Below are 21,422 nucleotides of genomic sequence, written 5' to 3' on the forward strand. Positions count from 1 at the left end.
CTTTGCGCGATGACGCTGCTCAACGAGATGGAGGCCAGCGCTTGAGGCGAGCCCTGCTCATCGGCGGGCTGGACCCTTCGGCAGGCGCGGGGATCATCGCCGACGCCTTCGTGGCGGCGCGCTTGGGATTCGCGCCCTGCTGCGTGGCGACGACAGTCACCGCGCAGAACTCGCGCGCGTTCCTCGCCGCCGAGCCCGTCAGCCCGGGCCTGCTGCGCGCACAGCTAGACGCAATCGCCGAGGACGGCCCCATCGACTGCGTCAAGATCGGGGCTGTCGCCTCCGCTGAGCACGCCGATGTCATCCGCGGATTTCTGCTTCTCGCAAAGATCAGCCCGGTGGTCCTCGACCCCGTACTCGCGAGCACTTCGGGTGGGGCGCTCTTCGCGGGCGAGCCGAGCGATCTGTTCGCGCTGGCCGCCCGATGCGACCTCGTGACGCCCAATCAGCAGGAGGCCGCGGCGATGCTGGGTCGCGGAATCGCCTCACCCGCCGAAGCGCAGCAGGCGTGCCTCGAGCTTGCGGCGGCCTTGCATACCCGCGTGCTGATCACGGGCGTCCGGCTCGATGCGAGCCTCTCGGCAGATGTCCTCGGGACCCCTGAGGGCGTGCTGGAGGTACTCGAGCACCCGCACTTCGCAGAGATCGGGGACCCCAGGGGCACGGGGTGTGCATTCGCAACCACGATCGCGCTCAACCTGTGCTTACACGCCGAAGCAGGACCCGAGGCCGCAATCCGAGAAGCCCAACGGGTCCTGCTCGAGCGTCTTAGGCTCCAGCACTCTTTCTCTTGCGAAGCACCAGGATCCCGATAGCGGCCACGACAACAACTGCCAGTGCGCCGAGCGCAACGACCAGCGTCCCGGTGTCGATTCCCAGCAAGCCATCACCACGCTCTGCAGCCTGCTTGGCCTCAGGGCTCGCATAGATTGGCTGGCTAATCTCCGACATCAAGGTCACCGGATTCTCACGGCCGGCGGCCTCGGCGAGCTTGTCCGTGATCGAGCTGTACTTCAGGCGGGCCACTATGGTCCCCGACTCGGCACCCTCGGGCAGCGATGCGGTAAAGGTGACGGGAACGGACTCCATCGGGGGGACCCTGATGTCAGACTGGATGGCAACAGCATCCCATATTTGCGCTGGATACTGGCCTTCCGCATCCCTGAACACGGTCCCAAAAGCCTGCCGCGCGATCTCGGTCTCAGTGCCTGCCTCATCGACAGCCAGAACCTCGAGCCACATCTGACGCACGTCAGTCAGTCCGGTGGGAAGATAGTGGCCTGCGCCGGAGTTGGTCACCTGGACCACACCCTCCACCGAGCCGTCGGTGAGAACGTCAGGGACCTCGACCGTCAGCGTGGCTGCAGCGCGTAGCATCTGGACCGCCGCTTCCGCATTGCCCCGCTCGACGTGGGCTCCCCAGAAGGTCATCCTGTGGACCTCTTCGCGCTCAGGGGCCATCTCCGCTACCCTACCCGGCGTCGGGCCGATTACGCCCGGCGCCTCGCTCATATGGCAGTCCTGACAGGTGATGCCTTGCTCGGCTTGTGGGCTGTTCAGCCACTCGGTATAGGTGGCTTCGAGCGCTAAGCCGTTCACGGGATGATTGACGTTATGGCAACTGCCGCAGAATTCTGCCGTCCGATGGAACTCTGATGTCATAGCCGGATGCGGAGCCTGGGCATCGTCGAGTCCTCCGCGATAGACCCCATCGGGCTCGACTCTCTGCGAAAGATTCGCTATCGGCTCATCGGTGCCGGTCACCTGATGGCAGAACGAGCAGCCGATCGAATCCGCCGAAGCGCCAGTCATATCCTCAGCGGCCATGCCCAGCTCGCCGGTCATGTAGGCTACAGGCCCATGGCAGCTGCGGCAGAAGTCCTCTATCTGGGCCCTGGTTGCAGGTTCAGCCTCGTCTAGCTTCGCCTCGAATGTTGGATTGAACGAGGCCTGACTGTGCAGGGACATCTCCCACTGGCTGATGAACTCGGCATGACATGCACACCCTTCAGCAGGTGTGAACTGATCCGAAGTGAAAATGTCATCCTCTATCGGTTGCCCCTCGGCAAGGGCGATACCCGGCATCACAAGCGCCAGGACCCCCCATAGCATCAGTGCAAAAATCCCCCTAGTTGCCCCACTGCGGGAACATGTGTTGCGCATCATGAAAGCCCCTTTCATCGCTCCGGCTCTGCCCCACAATGCTTGCACTTGCCGCGAAACAACACCTCGACTCGTTCTACGACCCCCACATCTGAGAGTCTATCCGACGCCCTGCATCCGCCCCTATCGGAGCTTTCAATATCAATGATCAGCTCACAGGTGTCGCAGACGAAGTGGTTGTGACGCGAGACGTCGCCATCGTATCTGGCTCGGCCCGAGTCGGCCATGATCCTGTTGATCAGTCCTCTCTCGAACAATGCGGACATGGTTCGATAAACCGTATCCAACGAAACCGCTGGGATTCTCTCTCTGACCCTACGATGCACGGTGTCCACATCGGGATGATCTGTCGTGTGGATGATCTCCCGGATGATCTCAGTCCGTTGCTGTGTCACTTTGAGGCCATGGCCGCGAAGGGCCTCGACCATCGCCTGGAGTCTTTCGTCCACTGTGCCTGTTGGATGATTCATATACCTCAGTCCTAGGGTTCATTAAATAGTATTGATTCTTATGTACGCGAAGTCAACGGGGTCCGATCAAAATCGCCCCGTCGTCCTCTGGTTAACGTCGCATTCACCGATGCGGTTACTCGAATTTGCGATATTGTTTGCCCTGACCGGCCCCTTACCCCGAATCCGAGGCCTTCAGCGGGACTGCCAACGCCTCATGATTGTCTGCTCGCGACTGGGTCCGACCGCGATCATCGCCACCGGGACGTCCGCTAGATCCTCGATCATGGAGATGTAGTCCCGGGCCTCTTGCGGTAGCTCCTCGATGTTCCTGCACCCGGTGATATCCGCATTCCAGCCTGGAATCTCTTCATAGATCGGCTTTGCGTGGTGGAATACGCTCTGGTGATCCGGGAGTTCTGTGTAGCGCCGTCCCTCGTATTCGTATGCCACGCAGACCTTGATCGTGTCGAGCGCTGACAGCACATCGAGCTTGGTGAGGATCAGGTCCGTGATCCCGCTTACTCGGACTGCGTATCTCACGATTAGGGCATCGTACCAGCCGGCACGTCTCTCTCGGCCGGTCGTTGTCCCATACTCGTGGCCCACATCGATCAACCGACGCCCGATCGCATCATCAAGCTCGGTCGGGAACGGCCCCGACCCCACACGCGTAATGTACGCCTTGGCTATCCCGAGCACCCGGTCTATCCGCCGAGGACCCACCCCCACTCCAGTACAGGCCCCCCCGGCAACGGGGCTCGAGCTTGTGACGAACGGGTAGGTCCCGTGATCCAGGTCGAGCAATGTTCCCTGGGCGCCCTCGAACAGTACCCATTGATCTGCATCAAGCGCTTTGTTGATCGTCAATGAGGTGTCCTCGATGTGCGGCTTGATGCGCTCGCCGTACACCAGGTACTCATCGGCTATCTGCTCCACCGTGTACGTGGGTAGACCGTAGACCTTCTCGAGGATGTCGTTCTTCTCATGCAAAGCGGCTTCTATCTTCTTGCGGAAGATGCCCTCATCGGTCAGGTCCTGCACCCTTATCCCCATCCTGGATGCCTTGTCCATGTAAGCGGGGCCGATGCCTCGCCTAGTCGTCCCGATCTCCAAAGAGCCGAGCCTGTGCTCGCTAGCCTGATCCAGGTCGCGGTGATAGGGCATGATCAGGTGTGCATTGGAGCTGATCAGCAACTTGCGCGTGGACAAACCGTCCTGCTCCAGGCCGTCCATCTCCTGCAGAAGGACCTTCGGGTCGATGACGCAGCCGTTCCCAATCACAGGCGTGATGTGTGGGTACATGATCCCACTCGGAATCAGATGTAGCTTCAGGGTGCGGTCGCCATGGATCACCGTGTGTCCGGCGTTGTTGCCCCCCTGGAAGCGAACCACGTAATCGAAGTCATCCGCGATGAGATCGGTAATCTTGCCTTTTCCTTCATCGCCCCACTGTGCACCAACCAACACGATTCCGGGCATCCAATTAACTCCTTGGGGTGTTTCGGCCCCGCGGACCCTCTTCGCCGCTCCCAGGCCGGGCATTCGGCCGTCCTACGGCGAATGCGCATGCGCTCTCTTACAATTAAGCACCGATATAGTATGCCGGAGCGGGGGTCATAAGACCAGAGCCGGGGGATTGCTGATAGCCGCTACCCGGAGCATCGACCCGGGCCCTAGCGGCACCGTAATAGCCGAATAGCCCCTCTTGCTGCAACAATCCCTCTCGCGCTCGACTGCACCAGCCCCCGTGTAACTCCGGCGCCATCGCCGATTGCGAACAAGCCATTCACCTTGGTCATGAGGCTAGAATCCAGCTCAAGGCGAGACGAGTAGAACTTGACCTCCACGCCATAGAGCAGAGTCGAAGGAGCAGCCACTCCCGGAGTGATCTCATCGAGTGCTTCAAGGAACTCAAGGATGTTAGTAAGGTGTCGGTATGGCAGCACCGCTGCAAGATCGCCGGGTGTCGCCGATGCCAGCGTCGGCACCACGATGGATTCTTGCAGCCTCTTAGGCGTCGAGCGTCGCCCGACCCTCAGGTCGCCCAAGCGTTGGACCAGGATGCCCTCGCCAAGCAAGTTCGCCAGCCGTGCGATGGAGCGTCCATAGGTGATCGGCTCCCGGAAAGGCTCGGTGAAACTATGGCTGACCAGCACTGCGAAGTTGGTGTTAGCCGTCTTTTCGCCTGCTAGGGAGTGCCCGTTGACGGTCAGGACGTCCCCGTAGTGTTCCGTCGTCACCTCGCCATAGGGGTTCATGCAAAAGGTCCGCACCCTGTCCCCGAAGGACCGCGAGAAGTACGAGAGCTTCGCCTCGTAAAGATGATCCGTCAGAGGCTCCATGACCGGAGCCGGACACTCTACCCGCACCCCGATGTCCACCGCGTTGTTCGAAACCGATATCCCTAACTCCAGCGCCTGCCGAAGCAACCATTCCGCACCTTCTCGGCCAGGCGCAACGATCACTGCCTCTGCGCCAATGATCTCGCCATCGGCCAGCTCGATTCCCGAAACTCGACCAGCGGATGTAACCAGCTTTCGCGCTGGGCATCGTGTCCTGATCTTGACGCCCTGTTCTTCAAGTCGCTCGCGCATAGCTCCGAGGAACCCGGGTGACCTGTCCGATCCAAGGTGACGTATGCACATGGGCGTCAGCGTCATCTCGGCTAGGGTCGCTGCCCGACTGAGTTGCGTAACGATTTCGGCATCCGGATCTACGACATCAACCTTCTCGCCGAACTCGCTCCAACGAGTGTCCGTCTCGCGAATCAGCTCCTGGAGAAGCTCACTGCCGACGTAGTCCCCCAGCCAGCCACCAACCTCGCCGGTCAAGGTGAGTTTCCCGTCCGAGAAGGCCCCCGCCCCACCCCAGCCACACATGATGTTGCAGGACGGGCATCCCGTGCATTTTCCCTCTCGCGCAGGGCAGTTGCGCTGACGGAGGTCGGGTCCCTTCTCAACGATCAACACACGCTCCACGCCAGCTTGAGCCAATTCCAGTCCGGCGAAGATTCCTGCCGGCCCAGCTCCCACTATGACTACGTCATGGTGCTCTGTCATGGATCGCTCGACCCCCTGGATCTAGGGCATTTTGTCCGTGTAGTTGCTGAACTTCGTGTATGAGTCATTGAAGACCAGCTTGACCGATCCTGTCGGGCCGTTACGGTGCTTGGCCACGATGATTTCTGCGATGCCCGGCCCCGGGCGACCCTCGTCTTCTTCACTTTGGCTGCGAGGATCGGTGTTACGGTCGATGAACATGACTACGTCGGCATCTTGTTCGATGGCTCCGGATTCACGCAGGTCGGACAGTTGCGGTCGCTTCCCGGCACGCTGCTCTACAGCACGGGAAAGCTGTGACAGTGCCAGCACTGGTACCCTGAGCTCCTTCGCAAGGATCTTCAGTCCTCGGCTGATCTCGGCGATCTCAGTCTGACGATTGTCCGAACGACGGTGCTGGGGCTGCATGAGCTGCAAGTAGTCGACGATGACAAGTCCTTCTTTCTTGTCACGCAACAGGCGTCGTGCCTTCGCTCGGATCTCGAGGATCGATGTCGCAGGAGTATCATCCACAAACAAATCGAGCTCCGCAAGACGCCCCATGGCGCCGTGGATCTTGCCCCAATCAGCATCTTTGATATACCCGGTCCGCACATCCTGGGAGTTGATTCTAGCTTCCGAGCACAGCACCCTCTGTATGAGCTGTTCAGCCGACATCTCCAAGCTGAACATTGCGACGGCTGCCTTGCCCTTCGCTGCCGCATTGACCGCGATATTGAGCGCAAGGGCTGTCTTTCCTACCGAGGGGCGGGCGGCAAGAATGATGAGATCGCCCCTATGCAATCCGGCGAGCACTTTGTCGAGGTCATCGAACCCAGTTGGCACACCGGTGATGTGCTCCTGGCGCTCGAACAACTCCTCCAGCTGCTTGAATGAGACCTCCAACAACTCTTCAATGGGCCGGAAGTTGCCAGAGATTCTTTTGTTCGTCACCTCGAAAATCAGGCGCTCAGCTTCTGCGGCTGCCTCGCGCAGATCATCCGGCGCATCGTATCCCATCTGAGTTATTTTGGAGGCCGCACCGATGAGTGACCGAAGCATCGAAGTACGAGCAACGATCTCAGCGTACCGGCTGGCATTCGCTGGCGTTGGGACCGTTTGTGTGATGTCGATCAGATACGACTTGCCGCCGATCTTATCAAGTTCACCGATTGCATCAAGTCTGTCCGCAACACTGACCTGGTCTACAGGGATGTTCGCATTGTGGAGGTGGGCCACGGCTGCGAATATCTTCTTGTGGGCCGGCCTGTAGAAGTCTTCCTCGTTGAGGATAGTCAGCCCTACCTCGGCCGCCCCTTTGGAAAGGAACATAGACCCTAGGATGGCCTGCTCCGCCTCATTGTTGTGCGGCGGAACCAGCTTCACTGGGGTTCCCACGGCTACTTCCCTTTCACGTGTGGTGCGCTCTGCCACCTAGTCTCTCCAATGCCGAAAGATGCCTTGGGCTTCATTCTATCGGAGGACAGTTGATATGCCATCCCGCCACATCAAAGACCTTTCATGTAGCTCGTCTAGGCCTTTGATGTGGCGAGCGAGAGGGGTGTCCCTTTCTTCTGGCTATTCCTTTTCGTCCTCTTCAGTTGCTGCCTCTGTGATCTGGATCTCTTCAGCGGTCTCATCCGCAGCAGATACGTCGGCCGCTTCCTCTTGCACCGGCTTGGGTGCCGGAGCAGCCTTGGCACCATGAGCTGATTCGCCTGTCACTTGCACCTTCAAATGTGCGGCGATGTCCCGGTAGACCTGAACGATCACTTCATATTCGCCGACTTCCTTGATCTGGCCGCTAAGGTCGATCCTTCGGCGATCCACGATTACGCCAAGCTGTGCTTCGACAGCATCTGCAATAGCCTGAGGAGTGACTGAGCCGTAAAGCCGACCGCCATCTCCGACCTTGACCGTAATCACGATCTCTTTGCCATCGAGAGAGTCGACCAAAGCGGTTGCTTCACCGACACGAGCTTCCTCCCGCTGACGGATGCTCCTCATTCTCTGCTCCAGCTGCTTCAAGTTACCGCTGGTAGCTTCGATGGCCATCTTGTTGGGAAGTAGGTAGTTGACCGCGAACCCACGGGCGACTTCAATAACATCGCCTTCGCCGCCCTTTCCCTTGACTTCTTCCAGTAGGATGACTTTCATTTGTTCACTTCCTTTTCTGATTCAACGTGTGAAACTCGGATCGCCCGTCCCTGCCTGTACATGGACTAGCGCTCATTACTTGTTGGCCGGCGTAGCGTCTGAGCCTCCGGCTACTTCTCTGTTCAACTTCCTGAAGTTGAACCAGAAGTCCAAAAAGCCCACGATGCTGACGAGCAACAATGGACCCTCCGCCAATACCGCTAGGACTACAGCCAGCACCTTACTCAACTTGGTTGCGCCTAGATGTCTCACTAGAGCTGCGATCACCGCGAGTCCTTGAATGAACAACACCATGCGCACGGCGAAAAGTAGATTGATCGCCACGGTTTCGAGCGGAGCCCCCGTATCCGGCCATAGTTGTCCCGCTGCACCTACCGCTACCGCAATAACCAGTGGCCAGAGCACATGCGGACTCAAATCGAGCAAGTCGATGCGTGGCGTTTCGGCCAGCTCCGTCTTGGATCGACTTGCAACCCAACGCACAACCAAGAGTGTAGGGATCACCGATGCCGCGGCGGTCAACAGGTAGACCGCTGGCAGCAGTTCAAGCATCTGGTTGACAGCCTCGGCCTCGAGAGCGTCTTGAGGACCGAAGGTCGAAAGCATTTCCCCGACCGCATCCAAGCTGGTCTGGAAGTGCTCTGCGACCGTCAAACCGGATAGCCAAGCCACTGCGATATCCCTTGATGCAAGCGCAAGGGCTACTGCCGGCACATATATCAGGGCCACTGTGTAGACGTGATAACTACGCAGAGCACCAATCGCCAGGAAAGTCGACCCTAAAGCGAGAGCAACCATCACTGCATTCGGTGGCATGATCAACCCCATGACCACCACACAGAATACTGCCACTGTGATGGCCACGGTGCTGCGTCCCCTGTAGATCAAGCCTGCGAGTGCAGCAGCACTCAGAGGAAGGCCGATGAAGGGAGCCGGTATCGCCACTATCGCTCCCCCGAGACAAGAGAGGGAGAGCAGCACAGCTTCGCTGATCCTGCGTATGCCCGACATTTGACCTTTTTACCTGCGCCCTCTGCTGTCCACTCTTCCGCTGATGACCGGAACGGCATATGGAACCAGGGCCATTTCCCGAGCCCTCTTTATTGCAGTCGCAAGCACATGCTGATGCTGGGCGCAGTTGCCTGACACCCGCCGAGGCTTGATCTTGCCCCGATCTGTCATGAACTTACGAAGCATGTTGACTTCTTTGTAGTCGATGTACTCGACGCTGTCCTTACAAAACGCACAGTACTTGCGTCTTGGCTTCCTTGCATAATCGGACATATTCCTGAACCTCCTCTCACAACACTGTTCACTGTCGAGCTGTTGCTCGAATCTTCAATCTTCCGCGTCCGTCAGAACGGAATCTCGTCATCTGCCAAAGGCTTGGACTCTGCGCTTCCCGTGCTGGCCGCCTGTGAGCTTGTCGCCCCGCCACCCTCTCTAGAAGAGAGAAATTCAATGTCGTCGGCAACAACCTCTAGTTTGGAGCGCTTCTCACCCTGCGGCGTTTCCCATGAGGACCACCGCAATTTACCCTCTACAGCGACCTTCGATCCCTTCGATAGGAACCGAGTGAGGGCCTCCGCCCTTGACCCGAACACAGTCACATCGACGAAGTTCGCAACGTCTTCCCACTCTCCGGTCTGCTGATTCTTGCGGCGATCGTTGACTGCTACGCCCATCTTTAGGACGGACATACCACTTGCCGTCGACCGCAACTCTGGATCCCTTGTCAGATTTCCTGTCAGAACCACACGGTTGATGCTCATCTGAATCTCCTTATCGTCCACGCACCATTGTTTCGGTCCGGTGGCGATTAGGCCGGCTGTCGATCTTTGTCTTCTCGACGCACCAGCATGTATCGCACAACTGGATCTGTGATGTGCAGCACGCGGTCGATCTCGGCGATTGCCGTCGGCTCAGCCTGAAAGTCCACCACGACATAATCCCCTTCGGAGAATTTGTCGATTTCGAATGCGAGACGTCGCTTGCCCCACTGATCGACAGAGTCGATCGTACCGTTGGCAGAAATCAGTCCCTGGACTTTCTCGAGGGCAGCTTCACGCGCCTCTTCTTCGAGAACAGGATTGAGCAATAGCATAAGTTCATAAGCCTTCATGTTTCACCTCCTCTGGACATCTTGGCCCCGGAACTGGAAGGCGTCCGTCCGGAGCAGGAAATGAGCCCGAGAAGTGTATCATCGACCGACCGCGGCTGCAAGTTGCTCCCCCGTCGAGATATCTGAGTCTTCCGTGCTCGTCTCTATACCACCGCGCACGATCGGCGCGAGGCCGATCAGCGCAGCAATAGCCACTATCACAACACCAACCGCCGAGATCGGCAGTTGAGCTGATTCTTTCACCGCGCATCCAACGACCGTGGAGCCATCCGATTCTCTTTGGGCTCCAAATCCGGTTGACTCCATTACGCTGCCCAGTGCCGCAGTCGCTGATTGAAAACTCCATTCTTCGGTAGCTCCGACCAGCGGAGCTTTTGCGTTGATCTCCTGACCTATGATTGAGAGCCCTGATTCGGCCGCGGTCGGTGCGGCTTGCTCGACAGCAGCAAGGGCCCCGGCCCCGGAATCCGCCGACAGCCTAAATGATCTCGCCCCTTGCACCCCGTTGACGGCACTTCGATCCACGGGCCCGGGAGTTGGCTGCATCACCGTCTGGGGTGCCGTCTGAGGGGCCGTCTGCGGTACCTGTGGACTCACAACAGGTTGCTGGACCGTTGCCCTCAGAGGCTCTGCTGCCGTTTGGGGCACTTTGACAACGTCCTGTGCTGGTACTTCCTGCACCAGATCGTTCGGTTGCGCTACCGTCGCGAGCGGTATCGGCAGGAACGGCATCGGATCAATGTATGCTTCTCCCCTCCGAACACTGACATGCAGGTGCGGCGAAGGCGACGATTCTCCTGCAACAACAGCCACTGCGCCGATGCTGTCACCTACGGAAACCTGTTGCCCCGTCTTCACCGTTATGCCCTCCAGGGGCAGAAAAGTGATCCGGAGACCATCCCCGAATTCGATTGTGACCGCATTCCGGCTACCGCCGCCAGGCGACGGCACCCGCCCTGCGAAGGAAACCCTGCCAGCGAACGGTGCGCTGACGGAATCGCCTTCCGATGCGGACAGATCAACCCCCCTATGAACGACGCTCCTGCCCCCTTGGGAATAGAATGCCTCGTATCCCAGTAGGACCTCGAAGGGTGATTGTAGGGGGGCTCCCGCAGCCGACTGAACGCTTGCGAAACTCGCCCAAACAAAGACCGCCGCTAGTGCGCTGAAAAATCTACATAACATCATCGCTCCTCCTCCTTCTGTCTATCATCGAGGGGCGATGAACGGTGGATACGTACGTATGTTCGCATATCGCATCGCACCTGTCACCTCAAGTCCGACGAACGGTAGAAGAATGTGATGACCGGATGTGTGCGATTCCATACAAACAATAAAGGACCGCATCCGCAGCCCTTTATCACTAATTGGAGCGGGCAACGGGTCTCGAACCCGCGACCTACAGCTTGGGAAGCTGTCGCTCTACCAACTGAGCTATGCCCGCATAGTCTTGGGATTGTAGCGTTACGAAAGGTCCATCCGCAAATCCTTCAGCTCTCCAGACCACGCTATGCTCACTCCCCGATGAGCGCCTTCCTAAGTGCTCGCTCACGCTCGACGTTGGTGAAAGCGATGACCGTATCGCCCGGCTGGAGTCTCGTGTCCCCTCGTGCCGTGATGACATCGTCCTCTCCCCTGACGATTGCCACCAGTACGCAGTCGTCTGGTAGGTTCAAGGCGGATACTTCTTTGTTGCACACAACGCATCGATCCACGGGCAGTTCGATCTCCACGATCGCCATCTTCCCGCGCCGAAGTGCCAACAAGGTACGGATATCGCCGATAGTGGCCTCTTCTTCGATCATTCTGGAGATGATCGAGGTGGAGAAAATCGCCTCTATGCCTAAGGCGTTGAAGATCCGCTCGTTCTTCGGGCTGTTCACCCTCGCCAGTACTCTAGGAACGCCGAAGGCCACTTTGACCAGCTGGCACGCAACTAGATTGTCATCGTCATCGCCTGTGGCCGATATGAAGATATCTGCCCGAGAAGCCCCCGCGTCATCCTGGAACTGGGCGTCACACCCGTCTCCCACAATGATCAGGGCTTCTTTTGGCAGTTCCGATGCGAGTTTCTCGGCGACGCTAGCCCGCTTTTCGATCACTGCGACTTTATGGCCGGAGTCGAGCATGGTCTTGGCTAGATAAGCCGCCACTTTCCCACCACCATTTATCACGATGTACACGATCAGTCCTCCATGTAATCGGATACTTTGTGGAATGCTTCCTCTTTGATTGAGGCCAACACCACGTCACCTGCGCGAAGAGCCATGTCTGGACCCGGGATACTCATCACGTCCCCCCTAGCGACAGCGGCGATGCGGAATTGATGCTTGATCTCGACTGCGCTGACGGTGAGCCCGTCAAGCTTGGAGCTGGCCTTGAAATTGATGACCTCGACATCGCCGAGATTGGTGATGTGATGTCCATGACCTGCCATGATCTTGTCCAGCAGCGTCTCGGCGACCAGGGTGGTGCCACACACGTAATCCATGCCGAGTTGCATGTAGGTGCGCTCTCGCACGGGGTTGTACAACCTAGCAACCACATGAGGGACGCCGAATATCTTGCGCGCCACCTCGGCGGCCATCAGGTTGGTGTTGTCGAGGTTGGTCACAGCCGCGAATGCGTCGCAGTTCCGGATGCCAGCTTCTTCTAGGATTTCCTCGTCAAAGCCGTAGCCCTTGATAGTGACGCCGTTGAAGCCCCCTCCAAGCCGATTGAACGACTCGGGGTCTTTGTCGATCAGCACAACATTGTGGCCCTCGACCGAAAGTAGTGTGCCCAGCTGGGAGCCCACTCGGCCACATCCAACTACGATGACGTTCATGCCCTCTGCCTGCTTTCAGAAGGGGGAGTGGTTTCAGAATCGCCGATGATGAGTACGCCCGACTGCCATTGGAAGCCGGGCGCACTCCTTATCGAACTCTTTTTTGATGCCCGAGTCCTTAGGACTTACCAATCTTGAAGATCTTGGTCCCGCATGAGGGACACAGCCCCTGCGTGGCCGGACGCCCGTTCTTCATGACGATCGCCTGGGCATCTTTGATCTCACGCTTCTCCTTGCACTTTACACAGTACCCTTCCTTTGCGGCCATTCACCGCTCCTTTCTTGACGACCGACATGCAATATCAGCCCCTGAGTCTGGGCTGCTACCTCACCGTGGTTGGTTCTTGGCGAAGTTTACACCTCTTTGGCACAGATTCCCACATCTACTGCTGATCGCTTTTCTCGGAGAATCTTCCAATGACCCTCGCCACCAGAAAGAGAGCTGCCGCAGACAACAGCGCAAGCCCTAGGAGCAGGCCGCCTGAAGCCATCCAGAACGGCTCGGGAAACAACTGTACGAGGAGCTCGTTCGCTGGGAACAGCCAGGTATCTCCATAGAAGAGCGGCTTATGGAAGTACGCGAAGAACGTGTCGAAATCGATGAGTGCCGCAGCCCCTAGGAGTGCCGGCGTGAGGACCAAGACATACCCCGCAGCCCTGCAAGCCGAGGCCACCGGCGCGGCCTCTCGCTGCCTATACCTGACGAGCAGCCATATCGCCACCGCCAGTCCGAGCGCGATCGTGACCCACCTGGTGGCCGCCATCACCACACGGACGTCATCCAGGTGTTTGATCGCTCTTACCGAGAAGCCCTCACGCCCCTCGACCGTGGCTGGCAAGGGCTCGGGCTGCTCTCGATCGGCAACGTAAGCGCGGACTGTCTCGGCAGTTGTCAGAGTCGCTTCCTCGGTCATTCCGGTTCCGGTCGCGCTATCGACCGCTCTCACGAGCACCGAAGTCACGATTGGCATCGACAGCACCTGAACCGACAGTCCCACCAAACAGACGGCGATCAACGCGCCTACAGCGAAGGACTCGAGTCGACGCACGATCATGCCGGGTCCTTCCAGGAGGCACGGACGACGTTGCCGCCTGCGGTGAAGGCGGCCTGCAGCGCGGAATCCGCCGACGTAAGCATCGCCTCCGAGGAGTGTCCCGCCTCGGCGGTATGCGCGATGCCTATGCTCGCAGAGACTCCTGCTCCAGCCAGTTCAATGGTCCCGATGGCCGCCTGGAGTGCTTGTCCGACCTCTAGGCTGTACTCGGGCGTCGGCGCCCCGCACACCCGATCCTGCACAAGCAACACTGCGAACTCCTCGCCTCCGTAGCGTGCGACGATGTTCGTCTCCGAGGGGCAGCCCTCCTCGCACTCTCTGACGACCTGCCTGATCTTCTCGGCGATCGCGGACAGCATGGTGTCCCCTGCTTCTAGGCCGAAGTCCCTGTTGAAGGCGTTGAAATCATCGATATCGATGAAAATGAGCGCCACATCTCGATCGATGTGTTCGGCTCGGCTGATCTCGTTGGCGAGCACACGATTGAAGTGAGTGCGATTGTACAGGCCCGTCTTGACGTCGGCTATCACATGCCTGGCCAAGACCCCCTCCCGCTCCCTCAAAGCGTTGATCATCATTGAGCTGACCCCCGCGGCTCCCATCAAGACGGTCACTTGCCAAAGATAAGTGACCGACACAAAGGTGAAATTCCGATGGAGCTCCCCTTCCACGAATGGAACGGCTATGTCGGCCAGAACGCCGAAAAACACGCCCCAGACCACAAGACCGTTGAGGGCCAATGCGAAGAAAGCCACAGCCCAGGTATGCCATCGCTTCGGCAGTATCAGGGCCGCCTCCAGTATGAGCAAGAGGTACATCGCCCAGAACCACGAGTGCGCCCCGCCCGAGTAATAAACCAACACCGTCACCACGACGGCATCGAACATCAACTGGGCGTGATTGAGGACAGCGATGTTTCCGAGCTTGCGGTATGTGGCCTGGTAGAAGATGTTGTAGGCAACAACGAATACCATGGCCGCCGCCGGAACCACAAGGTTGCCAGCCAGACTCTCAAGAGGGGTGGTCAGCGTATAAGCCCAGGTCCCCAGAATCGAATACGCACACAGAGCTGCGACCAGGTACCACCGGGTCTTGATGACCAGTCCAACCCGTTCAATGTTAGTATGGACCGCCTCTATGTCGTGACGGGTAGGATCCTCGCGCCACGATACCTTCACGCCACGAACAAGCCTTTTGGCCTCTCTTACTACTCCCACAACCAGGCCTTTCGTCATCGCCTTTCGGCAGAATCGAGCCGATTCACGCTGTAACGTCCGTCTATTTATCCACGAAATTAACACATTCGCAATCATTCCCTCCTGCTCGCAGTGATATATACTGTCCCAAACCCTGAGCCAAGGAGTGGTGCTGTTGGACCCGCAAGCGACCGCTACCGAAATGAACGGCCTCATCGAGACGCTCGCGCGCCTTGGTGGCCCCATCGAAACCATCATGCTCTTCTTGGGCGCCGGACTGCTGGCGTTCGCATTGATACCACAGCTGAGACAGTGGCTGGACAAGGCGTTCATCGCTACAGCTGCCGTGCTAGTAGTCGGCGAGGGACTCCTCATCTGGTTCCACTGGCGTCTCTATCAGGCTGCGGTGGTCGTCAACCCGCAGACTGGAGATATAACCGGTCGAATCGCCGTTCCTGTTTGGGTCGAATCGGAGAAGCTGTACTTCTGGGCGCTGCTCCTCGCAATACTCGGAGCCGTCCTCAGACGCCACAAGGCCGAGATACTACCCGGCGCTGCTATTCTGACGGCCGCCTTGGTTCTCGCCGCCTCACTGTCGGGCAATCCCTTCACTGAGCCACTCCCCCGCTTCTTCGGCCAGTATGGTAGCTACCTGCAGGCCATGGCGTCCGGCGTTCCGGAAGTCGCCATGCAAGGATTCCAGCGCATCGAAGGCGCTAGACAGTTCTTCTACAACCCATGGTACATGTGGGTGCATCCACCCATGCTGTTCTTGAGTTATGCAGCTTTCGCGCTGGCTTTCATCGCTACGATCCAGATGGTTCTTCGCCGGCACTCGGCGTATGAAACAACTGCGTATCGCTGGACGCGTTTCGGCTACTTCCAGCTGACAATCGGGCTCCTTGTCGGATTTCCTTGGGCGATCATGGCGTGGCAGGGAGACTCGTGGTGGTGGTCGGGCAAGGTCAACATGTCGATCATGATGTGGTTGCTCTACACGGCGGTGTTGCACGCACGCTTGTACCTGCGCAAGCGAGGCATGTGGAAGTGGGTCGCTGTTCTGGGCCTCTCCGCCTTCCTGTCCCTCGTGCTGACCTACATCTCTTCGTACGTGGTCCCCGGAGCGCACGCATACGTCTCTGATGCGATGAGTATCTTTATCGGACAGTGATATATACTGTCCCAAACCCTGAGCCAAGGAGTGGTGCTGTTGGACCCGCAAGCGACCGCTACCGAAATGAACGGCCTCATCGAGACGCTCGCGCGCCTTGGTGGCCCCATCGAAACCATCATGCTCTTCTTGGGCGCCGGACTGCTGGCGTTCGCATTGATACCACAGCTGAGACAGTGGCTGGACAAGGCGTTCATCGCTACAGCTGCCGTGCTAGTAGTCGGCGAGGGACTCCTCATCTGGTTCCACTGGCGTCTCTATCAGGCTGCGGTGGTCGTCAACCCGCAGACTGGAGATATAACCGGTCGAATCGCCGTTCCTGTTTGGGTCGAATCGGAGAAGCTGTACTTCTGGGCGCTGCTCCTCGCAATACTCGGAGCCGTCCTCAGACGCCACAAGGCCGAGATACTACCCGGCGCTGCTATTCTGACGGCCGCCTTGGTTCTCGCCGCCTCACTGTCGGGCAATCCCTTCACTGAGCCACTCCCCCGCTTCTTCGGCCAGTATGGTAGCTACCTGCAGGCCATGGCGTCCGGCGTTCCGGAAGTCGCCATGCAAGGATTCCAGCGCATCGAAGGCGCTAGACAGTTCTTCTACAACCCATGGTACATGTGGGTGCATCCACCCATGCTGTTCTTGAGTTATGCAGCTTTCGCGCTGGCTTTCATCGCTACGATCCAGATGGTTCTTCGCCGGCACTCGGCGTATGAAACAACTGCGTATCGCTGGACGCGTTTCGGCTACTTCCAGCTGACAATCGGGCTCCTTGTCGGATTTCCTTGGGCGATCATGGCGTGGCAGGGAGACTCGTGGTGGTGGTCGGGCAAGGTCAACATGTCGATCATGATGTGGTTGCTCTACACGGCGGTGTTGCACGCACGCTTGTACCTGCGCAAGCGAGGCATGTGGAAGTGGGTCGCTGTTCTGGGCCTCTCCGCCTTCCTGTCCCTCGTGCTGACCTACATCTCTTCGTACGTGGTCCCCGGAGCGCACGCATACGTCTCTGATGCGATGAGTATCTTTATCGGAGGTCTGGCATGAGAAAACTCTGTTTGCACCGCGACTGGGACTACATCCTGCTGATCGTCACTGTTGTGCTCCTCGTGGGCCTTGGACTTCAATCGTTCATCGGAACCGGATACGTGTGGTGGGCACAGGCGAACATCCCGAATTTCATGGCCGGCGCCTATGCGGACTATATCAACGTGATGAACTGGATTGCTGCCCCGATGCTCATCCTGCTCGTCGTGGCGATGGGGCTTTGTGTGCCCAAGCGTATGTTCGAGAGGACGGCTCTGCTGATCGTCTCCGGCGTCATGTTGCTGGCTGGCGTAGTAGCATGGATCGCAACAGGATCGCTCGCTATGGGCGTTACCGCTTACATGGTGCTCGCGGGACTCATCCAGGTCGCCGTGGTGGTCAAGATGATCGCGGGCGGTCGTGCACCCTCATACTTCACCAAGGGCCGCATCATCAAGATCGGCTCCGGGTTGCTCCACTTGGGCTTCATCCTATTTGCGATCGTGTGCGCCGCGCTCCAGGATTCGGCGATTATGCTACCGGTGTTCTGGACGTCCACGTTCCTGATGGGAATCGGCTGCATCATGACCTTCTACGCCGACACTTTCGCCCAGAAGCGCAAGATCGAAGTGGAGACCGAGACCGCCTTCTAGCATCGGTTATCTCGCAAGACGGAGTACGAGACCCCTTTGCCCGGTCCTCCGAGTGCCTATCGCCCGGGCTCTACAGCTCGCGAATGATGCCCTTCGTAAGGACAACCGCTGCCTCTATGTTCTCCGGATCGACGTTCTCGGTGGTGTCGGTGTGCCAATGCCAGTTGGGGAGTCGCCCGTTGACGTCGAAGGCCATGATGCTCATCGCCCTGAACTTGCGGGCGAGTGCAGGAGTAGCATCGGTCGAGAGCCCCTTGTAAGCGCGCCCTTTGACGAGGATGTCCTCGTTGCGCGAGACCTTCTTCGCAACGCTCATCAGTCGCCGATCCGATGGATAACGCTTCGCCATTCCTTCCGAGGTCACCCAGTGCAGATTGCCAGCACCAATATTGTCTAGGTTGATGAAGAACGCACCCTTGAGTTCCTCGCCATACTGGTCGAGGAAGGCCCTCATCCCCCAGGTGCCGACCTCTTCGGCCCCGGTGGCCACGAACCAGATCTCCTTTTCGGCGAGATCGCGATCAACGCGCTCCGTAACCCGACGCCTAATGCGGGAAGCCTCGTTCGCAGAGTAGTCCGGATCCCCGAGCCTGTCATCTCCCGCCCGTCCACCGAGAGTCCCCGAGTCGTCTTCGTCCTCGAAGTTGTCCCAGTGGCCAATGCCCTTGCCTTTCTCGCGCGCGTCAAACCCCTTCTCAACTCCAAGCCAACTACTCACGCCACCCTCCTGGGGCTGGTCCTTCTTCCTCCCGAACCGCAGGAGCCCACGCTTGGCGGGCCCGGAACTGTGGCTCTCAGCCTCGGCTGGCTGTGATTCGATGGCGGATCGGGCCTGATCTTGACTGCCGAAAGAATCGAATGCCAGCTGATCGTCGTCAATGTCGTCGGTGCCCAGTCCTTGATGGCGGGCCCGGGTCGTCTCGAGTGCCTCGAACTCCAGTGTTCCGAAGTCAAGCGTGCTCTGAGCGGCCTGCCGAGGAGAGTTGTTCTGCACCGGGGCGCTCGCCCATTCGAAGTCTTCAGGGAGTTCGCTCGAAGTGACGGAGCTTCGGGTGGGGGTGAGCCCTAAGTCCATGGCGTCAGCGAGATCGTCGTCGATCTCAAGCGACCATGGTTGCGTGTGCATGATCGCACGTGCCTCAGCATCCTCCCCGGGTGCCAATTGCTCCGCAAGCGCCAACATGGCCGCGACCCCAGAGGCATTGTCATTCGCCCCATCGACTCCGCGCATCACGAGCTCGCGGTGCACGTTTATCAGGAGCGGAACCACCAGGTAGGCCGCAATGACCAGCGTCACATACCAGAGATATGGGTCGAGGAACCCGGTGAAGCGCAGATTGTCTACGAAGATCAACACCGGAACCAAGAAGGTGCAAAGTTTCATCAAGGTAAAAGTCGCCTCGAAGTTCTTCACCATGCCGGGAGCGAAAGCCAGCGAGGCCTTGGCGGAGTCATAGTGAGCGACGATGACCACTTGAGTGAGTCGTTCGCCCCGTCGCGATTTGGGGGAGGACTTCGCAATGATGTTCTGGCTCGGCCCCTTCGGCATGAGGGACGAGAGCCCAAAGCGGGTGTCCAAGTCGAACCACATCGCGATCGCAGTAATTGCTGCAAGTCCGAGGACAACCCAGCGCAGTGGCCCCCAAGCATCAGCCCAGTAGAGTGCAACCACGGAGGCGATCGTCGCGGCGTGGTAGGCCACGTAAGTCCAGGCGTAGGTCCTGGGGCAATCGAAATCCTGGCGGCTCACGTCCAACCCGTAGGACCGGAACGCATCCCCGATGTAATCCGCTGCCCTGGCTTCTGAATCCGTCGTCGCTGGGCGCGGGCCGATATGATCGGCAAGTTCGGTCACATGGCGCAAAGCCTCTGCCATCGATTCCTCCGTGACTTCGTCGACCCGGCGCGGTCTGACCGCACCCTTGCGCAATATAATACTTCAGAACGCGCCGGGCCGTTATCAACCAAGATGTCACAGTCTGTCAGGCGAGCGACTTCACCCTAGAATCTCGGCCAGATCCGCCTCGGCGGACTCGCCTATCGGCCTTATGCCGAAGTTGTCGACCAGCACCTGCAAGACGCCGGGCGTGATGAATGCCGGAAGCGAGGGCCCGAGCCGGATTCCTGTGATCCCTAGGTGGAGCAGGGTCAGCAGTATCGCGACCGCTTTCTGCTCGTACCACGAGAGGATCATCGACAGCGGCAGTGAGTTCACGTCCGTCTCGAACGCCTCGGCGAGTGCCACTGCGATCTGGACAGCGCTGTAAGCGTCGTTGCACTGCCCTATGTCGAGCAGCCGCGGGATGCCGCCAATGTCACCGATGGACTTGTCGAAGAAGCGGAACTTGCCGCACGCGAGCGTTAGGACCACCGTATCGGCGGGGGCCTTCTCGACGAAATCGGTGTAGTAGTTGCGGCCTGGTTTGGCTCCGTCACAACCTCCGACGAGGAAGAAGTGCTTGATAGCGCCCGACTTGACGGCATCGATGACCGCCGGGGCCACCGAGAGGACCGCATTGCGCCCGAACCCGGTCAACACCGTCGTGCCTTGCGTGGAGTCGGTAAAGCCGGGCATCGATTGGGCTTTGGCGATGACAGCGGTGTAGTCGTCCTGGACATGGACTACGCCCGGAAAGCGCACCGGCCCTGTAGTGAAGATGCGGTCCTTGTAGGAGTCCTTCGGCGGGGTAAGGCAGTTGGTCGTCATCAGGATCGCGCCAGGGAAGGCTTCGAACTCCCTGTGCTGGTTCTGCCACGCGGTTCCGTAGTGTCCGGCTAGGTGGGCGTACTTCTTGAGCGCCGGGTACGCGTGGGTTGGAAGCATCTCCCCATGTGTGTACACGTCGATCCCGAGTCCTTCGGTCTGCGTAAGGAGCAGATCAAGGTCGCGAAGGTCGTGTCCGGAGATGAGGATGGCCTTGCCCGGCCTGTGCCCCAGATCGACCGCAGTTGGCTCTGGGTGCCCGTAGACACCGGTGTTTCCGGCATCCAATAGCTCCATCGCCTTTAGGTTGACCTTCCCGCACTCCAGTGCGAGGCCGACCCATGCACCGAGATCGAGGTTCGTATCCTGAATCGCGGCCAAAACCTTGAACAGGTACTCGTGGACCGCAGGATCCTCATGCCCCAACACGCTGGCATGGTAAGCGTACGCGGCGACTCCCTTGGCGCCGTACAGGGTCGTCTGCTGGAGCGCCTGAACGTCGGCATCCCTGCTCGTATCCCAAGGACTGCCGATGATCTCTGCTTGCGCGATCTTGCCTTCCAAGGTGGGAGCGGGAACGAAGGTAGGTGCACCGGAGCCGCCTGCCCAAAGGCGCGCGGTCCACGCAGCAGAATCGTCGATCCTTTCGGCGAAAGAAGCCGGGTCGAAATCGACGTTGGTGAGCGTGGCGAACAGCGCTTCTGCCGTGAAGCGCCCCGCTTCTGTGGTGTCGACACCGCGCGAGCGAGCATCGGTAGCCGCCAGGGATAGGTCCTTCAGGGCGTGGACCAGCAGATCCTGTAAATCTGCGACCTCGCCTTTCTTGCCGCAGACGCCTACGGTCGTGCAGCCTGTGTTGCGTGC

22 protein-coding genes and 1 tRNA gene are annotated in these 21,422 nt (G+C 58.9%); 4 read left to right on the top strand and 19 right to left on the bottom strand.

Annotated features, from left to right (window positions below):
* On the top strand, positions 1-815 hold an 815-nt coding region (locus M1617_06520), incomplete at its 5' end, for a hydroxymethylpyrimidine/phosphomethylpyrimidine kinase (protein MCL5887923.1).
* Here the strand turns inward: M1617_06520 and M1617_06525 are convergent.
* From M1617_06525 to M1617_06605, 17 genes are all read right to left on the bottom strand, one after another.
* Positions 769-2,166, bottom strand: a complete 1,398-nt coding sequence (locus M1617_06525) for a NapC/NirT family cytochrome c (protein MCL5887924.1) — start codon at positions 2,164-2,166, stop codon at positions 769-771. The genes M1617_06520 and M1617_06525 overlap by 47 nt on opposite strands.
* An 11-nt stretch (positions 2,167-2,177) precedes the next feature.
* The gene (locus tag M1617_06530) at positions 2,178-2,633 is read right to left on the bottom strand and encodes a transcriptional repressor (GenBank protein ID MCL5887925.1); all 456 of its coding nucleotides are present in this window, start codon (positions 2,631-2,633) and stop codon (positions 2,178-2,180) included.
* A gap of 174 nt (positions 2,634-2,807) precedes the next feature.
* Positions 2,808-4,094: an adenylosuccinate synthase gene (locus M1617_06535; protein MCL5887926.1), complete on the bottom strand. Its 1,287-nt coding sequence runs from the start codon at positions 4,092-4,094 to the stop codon at positions 2,808-2,810.
* Positions 4,095-4,288: 194 nt separating this feature from the next.
* Positions 4,289-5,674, bottom strand: coding sequence for an FAD-dependent oxidoreductase (locus M1617_06540; GenBank protein ID MCL5887927.1), 1,386 nt, complete (start codon positions 5,672-5,674; stop codon positions 4,289-4,291).
* A 21-nt stretch (positions 5,675-5,695) separates the two neighbouring features.
* Positions 5,696-7,087, bottom strand: a complete 1,392-nt coding sequence (gene dnaB, locus M1617_06545; protein MCL5887928.1) for a replicative DNA helicase — start codon at positions 7,085-7,087, stop codon at positions 5,696-5,698.
* A 144-nt stretch (positions 7,088-7,231) separates the two neighbouring features.
* Positions 7,232-7,810, bottom strand: a complete 579-nt coding sequence (rplI, locus tag M1617_06550) for a 50S ribosomal protein L9 (GenBank protein ID MCL5887929.1) — start codon at positions 7,808-7,810, stop codon at positions 7,232-7,234.
* A 75-nt stretch (positions 7,811-7,885) separates the two neighbouring features.
* Positions 7,886-8,821 (bottom strand): YybS family protein, encoded by a 936-nt coding sequence (locus M1617_06555; protein MCL5887930.1) that lies wholly within the window; start codon positions 8,819-8,821, stop codon positions 7,886-7,888.
* 9 nt (positions 8,822-8,830) lie between these two features.
* Positions 8,831-9,094 carry a 30S ribosomal protein S18 gene (gene rpsR, locus M1617_06560; GenBank protein MCL5887931.1) on the bottom strand — a complete coding sequence of 88 codons (264 nt, stop codon included), beginning with the start codon at positions 9,092-9,094 and terminating at the stop codon, positions 8,831-8,833.
* A 71-nt stretch (positions 9,095-9,165) separates the two neighbouring features.
* Positions 9,166-9,582 carry a single-stranded DNA-binding protein gene (gene ssb / locus M1617_06565; GenBank protein MCL5887932.1) on the bottom strand — a complete coding sequence of 139 codons (417 nt, stop codon included), beginning with the start codon at positions 9,580-9,582 and terminating at the stop codon, positions 9,166-9,168.
* A 47-nt stretch (positions 9,583-9,629) separates the two neighbouring features.
* Positions 9,630-9,932, bottom strand: coding sequence for a 30S ribosomal protein S6 (gene rpsF, locus M1617_06570; protein ID MCL5887933.1), 303 nt, complete (start codon positions 9,930-9,932; stop codon positions 9,630-9,632).
* A gap of 78 nt (positions 9,933-10,010) precedes the next feature.
* Entirely contained in the window at positions 10,011-11,120 is a 1,110-nt protein-coding gene (locus tag M1617_06575) for a peptidoglycan DD-metalloendopeptidase family protein (GenBank protein ID MCL5887934.1), read from the bottom strand.
* Between the two features lie 180 nt (positions 11,121-11,300).
* Positions 11,301-11,376: transfer RNA gene (locus M1617_06580), tRNA-Gly, on the bottom strand.
* 70 nt (positions 11,377-11,446) lie between these two features.
* A complete protein-coding gene (locus M1617_06585; GenBank protein ID MCL5887935.1) occupies positions 11,447-12,115 on the bottom strand; it encodes an NAD-binding protein in 669 nt (222 codons plus the stop codon).
* A gap of 2 nt (positions 12,116-12,117) precedes the next feature.
* Positions 12,118-12,759 (bottom strand): TrkA family potassium uptake protein, encoded by a 642-nt coding sequence (locus M1617_06590; protein MCL5887936.1) that lies wholly within the window; start codon positions 12,757-12,759, stop codon positions 12,118-12,120.
* A gap of 118 nt (positions 12,760-12,877) precedes the next feature.
* Positions 12,878-13,027 (bottom strand): DUF5679 domain-containing protein, encoded by a 150-nt coding sequence (locus M1617_06595; protein ID MCL5887937.1) that lies wholly within the window; start codon positions 13,025-13,027, stop codon positions 12,878-12,880.
* A 115-nt stretch (positions 13,028-13,142) separates the two neighbouring features.
* On the bottom strand, positions 13,143-13,814 hold the full coding sequence (locus tag M1617_06600) for a DUF1461 domain-containing protein (protein ID MCL5887938.1): 672 nt from the start codon (positions 13,812-13,814) through the stop codon (positions 13,143-13,145).
* The gene (locus tag M1617_06605) at positions 13,811-15,031 is read right to left on the bottom strand and encodes a GGDEF domain-containing protein (GenBank protein ID MCL5887939.1); all 1,221 of its coding nucleotides are present in this window, start codon (positions 15,029-15,031) and stop codon (positions 13,811-13,813) included. Before M1617_06605 ends, M1617_06600 begins: the two co-directional genes overlap by 4 nt.
* 154 nt (positions 15,032-15,185) lie before the next feature.
* On the opposite strand from M1617_06605, the gene M1617_06610 reads away from it, so the two are divergent.
* From M1617_06610 to M1617_06620, 3 genes are read left to right on the top strand one after another with little or no spacing between them, the layout of a single operon-like run.
* A complete protein-coding gene (locus M1617_06610; GenBank protein MCL5887940.1) occupies positions 15,186-16,181 on the top strand; it encodes a cytochrome c biogenesis protein in 996 nt (331 codons plus the stop codon).
* 39 nt (positions 16,182-16,220) lie between these two features.
* On the top strand, positions 16,221-17,222 hold the full coding sequence (locus tag M1617_06615; protein ID MCL5887941.1) for a cytochrome c biogenesis protein: 1,002 nt from the start codon (positions 16,221-16,223) through the stop codon (positions 17,220-17,222).
* The gene (locus tag M1617_06620) at positions 17,219-17,854 is read left to right on the top strand and encodes a hypothetical protein (protein ID MCL5887942.1); all 636 of its coding nucleotides are present in this window, start codon (positions 17,219-17,221) and stop codon (positions 17,852-17,854) included. Before M1617_06615 ends, M1617_06620 begins: the two co-directional genes overlap by 4 nt.
* A 70-nt stretch (positions 17,855-17,924) precedes the next feature.
* Here the strand turns inward: M1617_06620 and M1617_06625 are convergent, their stop codons facing one another.
* Entirely contained in the window at positions 17,925-19,730 is a 1,806-nt protein-coding gene (locus tag M1617_06625) for a M28 family peptidase (protein MCL5887943.1), read from the bottom strand.
* A gap of 120 nt (positions 19,731-19,850) precedes the next feature.
* On the bottom strand, positions 19,851-21,422 hold a 1,572-nt coding region (hcp, locus tag M1617_06630), incomplete at its 5' end, for a hydroxylamine reductase (GenBank protein MCL5887944.1).

The sequence above is a fragment of the Actinomycetota bacterium genome (genome assembly GCA_023488435.1).
Classification (GTDB): Bacteria; Actinomycetota; Coriobacteriia; order Anaerosomatales; family UBA912; genus UBA912.